This window comes from Lacrimispora xylanolytica (genome assembly GCF_026723765.1).
Lineage (GTDB): Bacteria > Bacillota > Clostridia > Lachnospirales > Lachnospiraceae > Lacrimispora > Lacrimispora xylanolytica.
Genome location: NZ_CP113524.1, coordinates 301,974 through 315,479, shown reverse-complemented (window position 1 = coordinate 315,479; position 13,506 = coordinate 301,974). Strand labels below are relative to the sequence as shown.

The window sequence follows — 13,506 nt, the reverse complement described above, 5'->3', positions numbered from 1 at the left end:
TTCTTATTTGCTTGCAATGTCCTTCGTGTTTAGATCTCCCTTTGAAATAGCCACTACCTGCTGCCAGATGGTCTCATCTACCTGGACGCCTTCTTTTTTACTTCGTTCTCTGGTCGCACGCGTTCTCTCTCCAGGACAGGTAATCACATCACCCTCTTTTGCCGGATGGCTGGCATCCGCTGCTGCCACACGGCGGTTTAACATACCCTGAATCTCTTCCTTTGAGCCAAAGAGATAAGGATCATAGGCGATAAAGATCTGACAACATCCGGTACAGCTTCCATTGCCAGCTTCATCCATATCAAGACCGCTGTTTCCATTGGCCATTAAAGCGGCTGCAAGGTCAAGAGCAATTGCCATACCGCTTCCCTTCCAGTAGCCGGTAGGAAGAATTCTTCTGCTCTCCTCAATGGCACCCGGATCATCGGTTAAATTTCCTTCCTTATCAAACCCTCCGGGAAATGGCAGCTTTTTGCCTGCAAGCCGGTATACTCCTAACTTACCATAGGCGTACTGGCTCATAGCCATATCAAGGACAATGGGGCCATCCTCTCTTGGAATCGCGATACAGAACGGATTATTGCCCACTCCAGGCTCATCACTTCCCCATAGAGGCATACAGCTTTCTGTATTGATCCAGCTGATTCCCATAAACCCGGCCTCTGCCATTTTCCACGCATAGGTGCCGCCTCTCATCCAGTGGGTGGAATTTTTTAAGGCAACACAGCCGATTCCATGTTCCTTTGCAAGCGCCATGGCGCGGTCAGCGCAAAAAAGTGCATTGGTAATGCCGATGCCTAAATGTCCGTCGTAATTTTCTACCGCACCCTTTCCTCCTACCAGCTCCGGCTCTCCCTTTGGGTTGATGAAACCCTTTTGTACATAGTCCACGAAACGGGGAACACGATTTAGTCCGTGGCTTTCCACGCCGTCTGCATTGGACTGGGTATGGATCTCGGCACAGATCTGCGCCTTTTCCTCTGTAAGGCCGCTGTTCATTAACGCCTGTTTCACGGTTTCAAGAACGGTTTCATAAGGAATTCTAAGACTCATATTATCTCCTTTACTTATGTGGGTTTATATTGGTAATTTCATTCTCCCTGACAGCTCCATCATCTCCTCATAAAGACCGCTGGCCTCCTGGGGAGAATACCCATAGACCAGGAATACATCCATCAGATACGGAGAATAGGAAAGCTTCATCAGCTCTTTTGCAAATCCCATGGCGGCAATCTCACTTAAGGCAATGACATTGGAATCATTATGAAGAAATCCCAGAGACCACAGACGGACCTTTTCTGTCTGGGTGAAGATTTCTTTTCTATACCTTTCCTCTACAAAGTGAAACAGCTCATGGGCAAGTAAAAGTCCACTGATATGGAGTTCTTTTGTAAGTATTTCACAAACTCCCGGAGATAGCAAGAGCTTATTTGCTTTATTTACCGCATCCATATAGATGCAGATTTTATTGGGTACCCGGTACTCTGCAAAGAGCACACGATCCGTTTTATCCGGAACCTCCGGATAGGAAATATCCATTCCAAGAGAAGCTGCCAGCTTTATGGGATCATCGGTCCCATATTCTTTTACCAGCCTATTGGCATATTCCTTGCCGCATTCCAGGCTTTTTTTCATCCATTCCCGCCGCTGGCCGTCATCAAATTTTCCGTTTAAGGGTTCCCTGGAAAATGCATAGGCATACCAATCTTCTACAGGGATATCCCCCAGATCTCGAAGCATATCCTCTAACGGACGCACGGTAAATTTGGGCCTCTCATAGCCTCTGGTATTCTGTTTTCCAAACAATCCGTCTGCAATAGGTTTGATCGCATTTTGTAATTCTTCCCTTGTCATCATGGACTAACTCTCCCTGATTGAAGCTATGATCATGATTTCCTCTTCCGGTTCCCGGTCTCCTAAGTCCAGATTCATTAACAGCATGATCTGTTCTAAATCAACGGCACTGTAATCGCAGACCCTTGGGCCTACACAAACGAAGAAATCAGGCCGTAGTACCGTATCGGTCTTAAATATGGCATGGTCCTTCCACAGCTGTTCCACCACTTCCTCATAATCCTTAACCTTGCACTTTTCCACCAGACCTTCGGAACACTGAACCTTAATAAAGCCTTTTTTATCTACGATACGAAGCGGCCTGCGCCCTTCTTTTTCTCCGGAGAAAACATAGAACTTATCTGTTTTTTCCGCCAGTTGAATGCCGGTTACCTTAGGACCAAAGTCTTCCTCGGCTAGCTTTAATGCCTCAGCTTCCTCACATTCCTTTAAAAGGTCTGTGGTCTTAACCTCTGTGGAGCCGGTGGCAATGGCTGTGACTTTTCCAGTCTGGTTGTCAATCTCTATATGCACCTCTACCGTATCCGGAGATGCCCCGGAGCTGACGGCAAGGTCAGAAGCTTCTTTTTTCAATTCCCTGATATCTTCCTGACTTGGATTCGGTATGACCCGCTCTACCACGTCACGGACCATGGAGAGTGCAACTCCGATGGAGGAAATCACCTCGGCGTGTTCCGGAATGCTGTAGGCAAGACCTAATTTTTCTGCACAGTAGGGAACCAGAGAGGCGGCACCTCCACCGCAGCCTACGAGACGCATGCTGTCATGATCCAGCTTATACTTTTCTGCGAGAGACTTAATGCAGGCGCTTACCTTTTCAAAGTCCTTATCAAGAATCTGGGTCGCCAGCTCTTCTACGGTAATGCCAAGCTTATCCGCTACCGGCTTCATAGCCTTTCTGGCAGAGCCTGCATTCCCAAATGCAAAATACTTTTTATCAATCAGCCCCAGAACATTGGCGGCATCTGTATTGGTAAAGCAGATCTTCTTTCCGTTTCTTAACCGGAGGGTGACATAATCTCCCGGGTCTCCCGGCTTTGGACTAACCAGCTCAATCTGGGGATTTTCAATTTCTTCCTCCGGCAGGAAGCAGGCATATTCACACCCTGCAATGTGGGCAGAACGAGGGCCCACATCAACCACGCATTTGTCATTAATCCGAACCATAGAGCCACCGGCACAGCCTAGGATACGTACATCCAGAGAGTTGATATAAGTATCATGCCCGCCAATCTTTGCATAATCCACACCAGGCCGTCCATTTTTGATGACGCCGATGTTTGTGGTAGTACCTCCTACTTCAAAATAAATGGCGTTGGAGGCCCGAAGATACATCAGAGAACCCATGACCGAAGCCGCCGGGCCGGAAAGCGCGGTTAAAATGGGACGCTTGCGCATTTCGTTAATCTCCATAACACCGCCGTCACCTCTCATGATCATCAAAGGTACGGTGACTCCTGCCGATTTTACGGAGCTTTCTGTGGCATTGGCGGTTGCCATCATCTTTGGCAGAATGGAAGCATTGATGGCTGCCGTACGGGTCCTTCTTGTGAGACCGTAAAGCTTTGTAATATCAGAAGCCATGGTTACCGGCACATTTCTCTTTTTCGCACAGTCGTGAATCAGCTGTTCCTCTCCCATACTGTCCACGCCAAAGGCCATGGAAGCCACTACCACCTGGGCCCCTTCTGCTAAAAGTTCGCCAATGTTTTTATTGATAATCTCTTCCGTCAGCATTTTCTTCTTGATGAAGGTATTATAAACCTTGATCATGCGCCCTACTTTTTCATCCAGCACAATATCCTTTAGGGCAAGCTGGCGTTTTGCCAGGAAACCTTCCAGTCCGCCTCCTGCAACTCCCACCACGCCCACGTTTGCAACGTCGCCTTCAATAAATGCGTTGGTCGCCTGTGTGGTGGAATGGGCCACAAATACCACATCCTCCGGGGAGATATTATTTTCCCACATACAGTTTTGAAAGCTCTTTACTACCCCCGCAGCCACGCCATCTTTATGGTCATGTGTTGTCTTTACTTCATTTTTCCCAATAATCTCATGGGTATCATTATCCATGGCCACACACTTGGTATAGGTGCCGCCTACGTCGATTCCCATGCGTACCGCTCTTTTGATACATCCCGCCATTTTATTCCTTCCCTTTCCCTTTTCATAAAGTGTTCATGAATCAATGGTGAAAATCGTCCGGGAGCCGTTTAAGAGCGCCCGGACCTGTAAATGATCTCCTGGGTCATATTATGATAAGAACCATGCCGCTCCTAAGCCGCCCAGCATGACAAAGACTGCTATGTACTGCAAAACTCCGGTCAGGTATGCATTTGGTATGGACAGCTTTAAAAAGTCCTTTGATTCTACCTTGGTGTACGCAAGCCCCCAGGCTACCCATGACTGGGTGATGCAGCATCCGATATTGACGGTAATGGTCGGAATGGCAAATACCGCATATAAGAAAGGAACGGAAAATGAAGCTACATTGGAAAGCACTCCAAGTGTTGCTGCACCGCAACCAACTAAGGTCATTGGGCCACGGAACAATCCCATACAAAGAAGTACGGCAAAAACAATACAAACCACAATTTCACTCCTTGGCATTACATTTCCAAGAATCACCTTGAAATACGGAGATGCCAGGGCTGCCACAGAATTGAACATTGGAAGTGTAAGCAAAAATCCTACTAAGGGAGCGGTATCTACCACACCGTCATAGTAAAGCTTATTTACCAGCTGACAATTTTCCTTAAAGTTGCCTGTCATTCTTCCGCACAGGAACAGAGCCAGGAAACCGGCAATTACAAAACCACCGATAACGGAAAAGTCCAGCCAGATTTTAAGTACCACAGGAACCACCGGAAGAATCAGGGTGTAAAATGGTGCATTTTTCTGTTCAGAAGCTGCCCCACGTGTTTGAGCCGCCCATGCATGAACAGTTTTGGCACGTTTTAAATAGATTGCCGATAACAAGGTGGTACTAATCAGCATGATAATCAGAGCTGCATAGCCCCAGTGAGATGCATACCAGCCAAGGTTAAAATCAGGAAGCTGGTCTGGTGTCACGAAAAACGCGCGGTACTGGGCAAAGTTTACTGGATTTAAATAAATTCCGGCTGCAACCGACCCCATAAAGGTAAATAAAGCAATGGATTTAGGAATGCCAAGTGACATTAAGATAGGAAGAACGATAACACCGATTGCAATAACCGGGCCGGCTCCTGTCATGGCTGTAAATATCAGGGCAGTCACAATATTTAAAAGGGCTACCGTAACAAATGGCTTATCCCCTCCAAGCTCTACCGTCTTACGAATGAGAGTAGACGCAATTCCCGTATCCATAAGAACCCGTCCAAACCAGGCACCCCAGCAGACATTGACCAGCGTGGTACCCCAACCTTCTGGTGCTGACTGGTAAATCTTATTTAAGGCTGCAATTAAGGTATTGTCCTTTCCAAAATTAAGCACTGGATTGGCAGCCAGAAAATCCTGGCTTACAAACAAGGTCCCTCCAAGGGGAACGATTGTCCATAAAAGGGTGATCAATAAGAAACCGATCATTAGATTGTGTCCTTTAATACAGTAGTACGCCAGACCAAAGAAAGAAATTAACAGAATAATACCAATGATGTACTCCACGTAAATACCTCCTCAACTTTTTATTCTCCACATACTCTTCATATTATGGCCTTATAAAAATACTGCTTTTCCCTGTCCCCCTGTAACCCCAGTCTCCTTTCTTTATTCATCATTTTCATATATCTCTAACCAGTCAGGTACCCTAAGCCTGCCCGGAAAAGAACTGTGGATAGATTTCCTGAAGCGTCCCTGCATTCCATAAGATGGTATTAAAATGGTTGGCGCAGATTAAGGAAGCCGCTTCCGCATCCCGCCGCCGTAGATGATCCACCAAAAGCCGTCCCTCCACCTGGGAATGTTCCCAGCTGGTCAAGGAGGACATATCAATTCGATAGTTAAATGTGGTATATTGCAGATAGTTAAGCCTTAATAAGTCGCAATCCAGGGTGCGAAACACCTCCCAGGAATACTCTCTGCCACAAAAGGAGGAAAAGAGGTAATGTAGCTCCTGTTCCATCATGAGAAAATCCATGATGTTTTGCTGGTTGCTCTCTGACTTTTGCCTTGTCAGTACCTCTTCCAGGCTCTTAAGCTGCTCCTTTGTCAGTCCCTGGCTGCAAAGCTCTTCAATCATTGCCTGCTCTAACACCGTATGGGAAAAGACAGCCTGGCGGATGCGCTCCCTGTCAATCAATGTAACCTCAGTTCCCCTTTGAGGATAAACTACGATATATCCCTCTTCCACAAGACGGGACAAGGCCTCCCTAACTGCATTTCTTCCTACATTCATCTGGCTGGATAAGAGATTCTCGCTGAGCCTCTCCCCTGGCTTAATATCCATATTTAAGATCTGATTGCGAAGCTGGTAATAAACATCATTCTTTGAATCGTTCTTCTCAAGCTCTGTATCTATCATTGGTTTGGCCTCCCTGAACACGTTTCTTATGTAATATCACAAATTGCACATCAGTATCCCGGTTGATGCACATAATTTTTTCACTTTATGTTTTTATTCCAATACATTATCAATGCTCTTTTGTAAAACATATCACATATTTATACATAAATCAACTATATTATGAACATTTTTACTATATTTTTAAGAATTATTTTTGCATCCAAGCTCATTCTACTTTTATATCTCACAATCATTTTTAAAGAGATTGCATACAAGTATATGTTTCTTGCTTGAACCTGTCCGCATCTACTGGTAATTCCAGTTCAATAATAAGAAACCATTCCTGATACAAACACGTATTCTCTATACAATTCCTGGGCAGTGTGTTAGAATCGGAAGAGTAGTTAGTTTAATCTAACCTTTTCTCGATTCTCTTTTCAAAGGAGCATCCAATATGAACAACAATGAGACCGCTTTTCCCCATGAGAACCTGTCTGCCGCAATTGATCTATGGAATCGGGCAGCCATTTCTCTTTTAGATATCCGTCATAATTTAATTTCACCAGAGCAACCCTTGTGTAACTATCTCCTTCCTGCCAGTACATTTCTCTTCACCTGCGGTGAAAAAGCGGAGGTCGTGCTAAATAATACCGCATACAACATGGAACGTTTTGGGCTGTTTCACGGGGGCAAGGGAACAGAATTAAGCATTAAGGCCCATGGCGGCTGGCTGGAATATTACATGGTCTTTTATAAAGCCGGAGAACCTGTATTTCACAGGGGAGAATATCTTCGGTTGATAAAAGAAGTGAATCCCTTTCGTCAGCAGTACGGATTTAAGCCCCATAATCCTCTTTTTTTCTCAGAGGAGCTGTGCAAGATGTATGAAAAATGGAAAGGCCCCACGCCTTTAAATGTATTTTACGGAAAAGCAGCCTTTTACCGCTTTGTCTACGAGATTTATGAGGAGTTGGAAAAGGGTAACATTCAGGTGTTCCAGCCGGATATCATTTCCATGGCAAGGAGGTATCTGGATTCCCATTACCGTGAAGCAATTGTCATTCAGGAGCTGTGCCAGGTACTTGGCGTCAGCTACAGCCATTTTCACAGGAGCTTTAAGCAGCAGATTGGTATGGCTCCCCAGAATTACCTGATTAAGAAACGATTAGACGCTGCAAAGAAATGTCTGGAGACCAGCAATGCTTCCGTTCGGGAGATTGCCCTGCATTACGGTTTTGCCGACGAATACAGCTTATATCGCTTATTCATGAAAAATATAGGGTTGGCTCCAGGCAAATATAGAGAGACTTCACAATCCAACATGATAGATTACTCCATTGGAAACCTGATTTCCTTTCCTTATAATGAGGAACGTATGGTTAGTTATGACAAACTCGAAGATAAAGGAGCAAGTTTAATGTTTAGACAGATACGAAACAAAGCAGTTATCATGGCTGCTGTGTCGCTTATGCTGATGGTGTCGGCCTGCAGTACCCAACCCGTAAATACAAAAACCACAGAATCTGCACAAATCTCAGAGGTGGCAACAGAAACACCGAAGGCAGAGGCCAATAAGAAGGGAACTCCAGAAACCAAAACGATACATATGAAATATGGAGACGTGGAAATACCGGCAGATCCGAAACGTGTGGTAGTCATTTTCGTACAGGGAGATTTACTGGCACTTGGTGTGACCCCAGTAGCCACCTCATTCAATACCGGCTCCGCCTTTGAACCTCAGACACAGGAGGTTTCCGTGATTGATGCATTTTCCATCAACGAGGAAGAAATCATGGCACTGGACCCAGACCTCATCTTATGGAACACCGAGGATGAGCAAACCTATGAGAAGCTCTCTAAAATAGCTCCAACCCTGGCAAGTGACTATTTTAGCATGGACTACCGGGAAAGACTGCGGTTTTTCGGAGATGTGTTTAACCGCTCAGAAAAAGCGGAAGAACTGATTCAGACGTTTGATGAAAAGCTGGCATCTTCAAAAGCAGAGCTGGAAAAAGCAGGACTGCTTCAGAAAAGTTTTATCTGTGTTGACATTCGGGATGGCTTTCTTAGGGCATTTCAGGGTGGACGAGGAGGCAGACTTGTCTATGATTTTCTTGGTTTTCCCGCCCCCGAAAAGCTTCAGGCTGTTTTTGAAACAGAAGATTTCAAATCAACCGGACAAGCTGATCTTTCCTTTGAAGCCATGCCGGAATATGTAGGTGATTATATTCTTTTAAATACAGATGATCAACTGTTATCAGACAATCCTGTATGGAACAATTTACCCGCGGTTAAAGAGGGAAGGCTTATAAAAGCATCTAAGAATCTCTTCTGGTTCAACGACATCATATCTATGACGACGCAGTTGGATATCATCGTACATGCTGTACTTGAAACCAAATAAAAAGTGGTAATACTGAAACAATCAAAAAAACCGCAGGATTTTATGTCCTACGGTTTTTTTGATGTCACCATGTCCGCCTTTTCATTCAACCATTGAGAAACTCTTTGATTTCAGGGAGACAGGCTTTACCTTTTAGGATAGAAACCAGATGGAGTCTCACTTAAGTTAATTATGATATTCTTCATCTGAGTATAATGCTCCAGCATTACCTTATGAGTCTCACGGCCGATACCGGAAGTCTTAACGCCGCCAAAGGGTGCGCCCTCAGGAATGCTGTTATAGGTATTGACCCACATACGTCCTGTTTCCACGGATCTTGCTACCCGGATGGCGCGGTTAATGTCTCTGGTCCATACGGCTCCGCCTAGACCGAATTCACTGTCGTTTGCCATTTTTACTACTTCATCTTCTGTCTTGAACTTAATGATACTTGCCACTGGCCCGAAGATTTCTTCCTGCGCCACTCTCATATCATTGGTTACATTGCCAAGGAGAGTCGGTTTCATGAAAGCTCCGCTTTCCAGTCCGTTATCATCTAACTTTTCTCCTCCGCAAAGGACGGTAGCACCTTCAGATTTGGCTATATCTATATAGCTTAAAATCTTCTTTAACTGGCCATTGTTGACCTGGCTTCCCATCTGGGTATCTTCTTCCCATGGAAGACCTACCTTCACCTGATTAAAGCGCTTTACTGCTTCTTCTACAAACTTGTCGTAAATGCTTTCCTGAACAAAGACTCTGGAGCCTGCACAGCATACCTGGCCCTGGTTAAACAGGATTCCAAGCTGGATTCCGTCCATAGCCATCTCCCAGTCACAGTCCTCAAAAAAGATATTTGCTGACTTTCCGCCCAGCTCTAAGGTAGCAGGAATGAGCTTTTCAGCCGCAGCCAGAGCCACACTTCTTCCTACTTCTGTTGATCCTGTAAATGCGAGCTTACGGAAGCCCTCATGCTCTAACATATACTGTCCTGATTTGGAACCGGCACCTGTGATTACGTTAAATACACCAGCCGGAATGACATCCTCAATCAGTCTCGCTAACTCCAGAACACTTAACGGAGTTGTACTGGAGGTTTTAAATACCGTACAGCAACCGCTTGCAAGTACGGGTGCCAGCTTCCAGGAAGCCATTAAGAACGGGAAGTTCCAGGGAACAATCTGACCTACCACACCAATTGGTTCTCTTAAAATCAGACTTAAAGTATTCCCATCCATGATGTTAGCAGTGCCCTCATCTGCCAGAATACAGCCTGCAAAGTATCTAAAGTGCTGGGCTGCCAGAGGAATATCTACGTTTAGTGTCTCTCTGATTGGCTTTCCGTTATCTAAAGTTTCCACCATTGCAAGGTGCTCTTTATTCTCATCAATGATATCTGCAATTTTATTTAAAATAGCGGCTCTTTCTTTCACGGAGACATGCTTCCATGTTTCAAATGCCTTCCAGGCCTCTTTTACCGCTTCATCTACGTCCTCTTTTGTTGCTTCTGCACATTCTGCGAGAAGGGATCCGTCAGCAGGAGATGTGGTCTTGAAGGTCTTCCCATCGGAAGCGTCCTTCCACTGTCCTCCTATAAAGAGTTGATATTTTTTTTGAAGTTCTATGTTCACCATATTGCTAAATCTCCTTTCCATATTTCATATATGTGTCTGCAACCATTAAAGCTGGTTGGCTTCTGTACTGTTCATTATATGCCGGAGATTGATTCTGTCAATTTAATTAATAATTTCACATAGGATTGATATTTATTTGTCTTACTCTGTTTTTTATTTCACGAAGCCTTGGACTATTTCTTTGTTTTTTTCAAGCTTGCATGGAGTTATGATTGAAAACTCTTCGCCTTTATGAGGTTTCTTAAGAGAGGAATCGTTTTTATTTTGTCAGCCTTGTCTCAATTGTGATGGCTTTATCCCTGTTTTCCTTATGGATGGTTTGATACTTTTTTAACAACACTTATACCTAAAACCACATGAAGTCGTAGTATTTGGATTGTATTTTTTTAGAAACATAATAAGCTATCCATATTTTTTATAAATATTTAATGCTATCGATCCAACTTTCTCACTTTGCCATGGGGATTGTTACATTTTTCCCAATCCAGGACAGGCAATCACAATGGCCTGCCCCCTATACTTACAAAAGGGAGGTAAGCAGTCTGGAATGGACGTTAATTGTTATTGACACCGTCCTCTAACATGTAAAAAGACCGGTGATATCAGACTTCAAAGGAAATCTCATATCACCGGTCTACGGGCATGAAAAAAGCGGGTGATGGGAATCGAACCCACGTATCTAGCTTGGAAGGCTAGTGTTCTACCATTGAACTACACCCGCATGGAATATTAAATTACTTTAAGTGTGCCAGATGCACAATGCCCAAAGCCGGAATCGAACCAGCGACACGAGGATTTTCAGTCCTCTGCTCTACCAACTGAGCTATCTGGGCTAACCGCTTGGAACACGAGTAATTTTACAAGATTTCTGCCTTTTTGTCAAGAGAAGTTTTCTAAGTTATCTAAAAAATTTAATAAAATTAAGAAGATTATTCTTGACTTTATCATAATATTATCATAGTATAATTTTATACTATAAATGGAGGTGCACTTATGTCCCTGTCCCACAGCATTCTTGGCTTTCTTTCCTACGGAAGCATGACTGGCTACGAATTAGCCAAAGCCTTTAGTTCATCCATACGTTTTTTTTGGTACGCTCAGGCCAGCCACATATACTTAGAATTAAACAAGCTGGAGAAAAAGGAATTTGTGACCTGTGAAATCATCGTTCAGACAGACAAACCCAGCAAAAAGCTTTATACCATTACAGAAGAAGGAAAGAGAGAGTTTTTATCCTGGCTCTCCAAAGAAAATAATGAATTTAACAAAGGGTCCAAGAACGCATTCTTAATGAAAGTGTTTTTTTCCGGCTGCCGGGCTCCAGAAGAGAACATTGCCATGTTAAAGGAATTTATCCGGGACTGTGAAGCATACTCAGACGAGCTGAGCCATGTCCCGAAAACTACAGAACAGTACGGCGAACTCGTTGATGAAAGGGAAACTCTGTACTGGAAGCTGACTGCGGATTTCGGCTACAGCTATATTAAGATGTGCATAGACTGGGCCAACCGAAGCATAAAGAAAATGGAGGAAATCCAATGAATGTACTGGTGTTAAACGGAAGTCCAAGAGGCGAAAAGAGCAATACCATGAGGCTTACCAATGCATTTTTAGAAGGCATGGACGAAACCATCTCCATAAACAAAGAAATACTTCCCGTTTATAGGATGGATATTAAGCCTTGCACCGGCTGTTTTCATTGCTGGAACAAGACTCCGGGAAAATGCTGTATCTCTGATGATATGGCATCTGTCATTGATAAAATACTGGCAGCGGATTTCATTATCTGGAGCTTTCCTCTCTACTATTACGGTCTCCCATCAAAACTTAAGGCCTTAATGGACCGCCAGCTCCCAATGTCTCTTCCTTATATGACAGAAGATTCCGACACCGGCTCTCACCCACCCAGATATGATTTGTCAGGCAAACGCTGGCTCTTAATTTCCACCTGTGGCTTTTATACCTCACAGGGCAATTACGACTCTGTGTTCCTCCAATTTGACCATTATCTGGGCAAGGGAAATTATGAATCCATAACCAGCGGTCAGGGAGAGCTGTTTCGGGTTCCGGAACTTAAAAATCGAACGGAAGAGTATCTTTCACTGGTACGGGCGGCTGGTGCAGAATTTGCTTTGGGAAATATTACACCAGAGACAAAACAGGGCCTTTGCCAGCTTCTTCTTCCAAGAGAGATGTTTGAACAGGCGGCCAATGAAAGCTGGGGATTAAACGATGGCACGAAAGATCAGACACAGCCTTTTTCTGAGCCTGCTCTTACATTTACAAAACAAATGGCAGCTCTTTATAATCCCAAATCCTGGTCCTCAAAAGACCGTGTACTGGAGATGAATTACAGTGATATCAATAAAACATACCAGATTTTGCTGACTGGGACTGGGGCAAAGGTATTGACAAAGGATTTTGTTCCTTATACAACTAAAATTGAAACCCCACTATCTCTATGGATGAGTATCGCAAAAGGGGAAACGGACGGTCAAAAAGCTCTGATGGAGCAAAAATACCGTGTGGAGGGTGACTTTCAATTGATGATTCATTGGGATGATTATTTTGGAGTTCCCACAAAGCCAAAGGCACCAGAAAAGAAAAGTCTTATGCTGTTAATGCTGCTCCCATGGTTTCCTATCTGGTTTTTCATGGCAGCAAATCCAGTTCTTGGAGGCGCACTTGGAATAGTAGCAGGAGTGGCAATTCCCTTTTTGTCTTTCCATTATAAAACCACCATTTATGAATGCCTCTCCGGACTTTTTGGAGCAATCATCGGTATCCTGGCTATCATGGGCGTGTCCATCTCTATCCTGGTTCCCGCCTCATACCTGCTATTTGGTCTCATGTGGAGCATCACTGTATTCTTAAAAGAACCTCTGACTGCCAGCTACTCCAAGTACGGATACGGAGGAGATAAAGCTCTGAACAATCCTCTCTTTCTTAAGACCAACCGGATTCTCACTGCCTGTTGGGGAGTTTTGTATCTTGTCACCCCAATATGGACCTACTTTTTACTCGTTACAAAGATGACTATTTTTCTAATACTTATAAATACGATAACGCCTGTTCTTCTTGGTCTTTTTACAAAATGGTTTCAGACCTGGTACCCTTCTTATTTTGCCAGAAGCAAAAAATAATGTAAATTC

The 13,506-nt window shown here is 44.2% G+C and carries 9 protein-coding genes and 2 tRNA genes; 3 read left to right on the top strand and 8 right to left on the bottom strand.

All coding sequences use genetic code 11. The annotated features are described in order from the left end of the window. Nucleotides 1-3: 3 nt before the first annotated feature. The 5 genes from yiaK to OW255_RS01510 form a co-directional block, all read right to left on the bottom strand. Nucleotides 4-1,053 (bottom strand): 3-dehydro-L-gulonate 2-dehydrogenase, encoded by a 1,050-nt coding sequence (gene yiaK / locus OW255_RS01530; protein WP_268115406.1) that lies wholly within the window; start codon nt 1,051-1,053, stop codon nt 4-6. Nucleotides 1,054-1,077: 24 nt separating this feature from the next. Continuing rightward, a complete protein-coding gene (locus tag OW255_RS01525; protein ID WP_268115405.1) occupies nt 1,078-1,857 on the bottom strand; it encodes a hypothetical protein in 780 nt (259 codons plus the stop codon). A gap of 3 nt (nt 1,858-1,860) precedes the next feature. Next, on the bottom strand, nt 1,861-3,999 hold the full coding sequence (locus tag OW255_RS01520) for a hydantoinase/oxoprolinase family protein (RefSeq protein ID WP_268115404.1): 2,139 nt from the start codon (nt 3,997-3,999) through the stop codon (nt 1,861-1,863). 108 nt (nt 4,000-4,107) lie between these two features. Further along, nucleotides 4,108-5,499, bottom strand: coding sequence for a hypothetical protein (locus OW255_RS01515; protein WP_024837670.1), 1,392 nt, complete (start codon nt 5,497-5,499; stop codon nt 4,108-4,110). Nucleotides 5,500-5,641: 142 nt separating this feature from the next. Beyond that, nucleotides 5,642-6,355: a GntR family transcriptional regulator gene (locus tag OW255_RS01510; RefSeq protein ID WP_268115403.1), complete on the bottom strand. Its 714-nt coding sequence runs from the start codon at nt 6,353-6,355 to the stop codon at nt 5,642-5,644. Nucleotides 6,356-6,791: 436 nt separating this feature from the next. Between OW255_RS01510 and OW255_RS01505 the strand changes: the two genes are divergently transcribed. After that, complete coding sequence (locus OW255_RS01505; protein WP_268115402.1) at nt 6,792-8,741, top strand: AraC family transcriptional regulator; 1,950 nt, start codon at nt 6,792-6,794, stop codon at nt 8,739-8,741. A 125-nt stretch (nt 8,742-8,866) separates the two neighbouring features. Here OW255_RS01505 and OW255_RS01500 read toward each other — a convergent pair whose 3' ends face one another. The 3 genes from OW255_RS01500 to OW255_RS01490 form a co-directional block, all read right to left on the bottom strand. Further along, a complete protein-coding gene (locus OW255_RS01500; RefSeq protein WP_268115401.1) occupies nt 8,867-10,354 on the bottom strand; it encodes an aldehyde dehydrogenase family protein in 1,488 nt (495 codons plus the stop codon). 650 nt (nt 10,355-11,004) lie between these two features. Next, nucleotides 11,005-11,075 (bottom strand) — tRNA-Gly (locus OW255_RS01495). Between the two features lie 39 nt (nt 11,076-11,114). Beyond that, a tRNA-Phe gene (locus tag OW255_RS01490) sits at nt 11,115-11,187 on the bottom strand. A gap of 160 nt (nt 11,188-11,347) precedes the next feature. Between OW255_RS01490 and OW255_RS01485 the strand changes: the two genes are divergently transcribed. Both OW255_RS01485 and OW255_RS01480 read left to right on the top strand, forming a co-directional pair. Next, a complete protein-coding gene (locus OW255_RS01485; RefSeq protein WP_268115400.1) occupies nt 11,348-11,896 on the top strand; it encodes a PadR family transcriptional regulator in 549 nt (182 codons plus the stop codon). Continuing rightward, complete coding sequence (locus OW255_RS01480; protein ID WP_268115399.1) at nt 11,893-13,497, top strand: NAD(P)H-dependent oxidoreductase; 1,605 nt, start codon at nt 11,893-11,895, stop codon at nt 13,495-13,497. The genes OW255_RS01485 and OW255_RS01480 overlap by 4 nt, the downstream gene beginning before the upstream one ends. Nucleotides 13,498-13,506 lie beyond the last annotated feature (9 nt).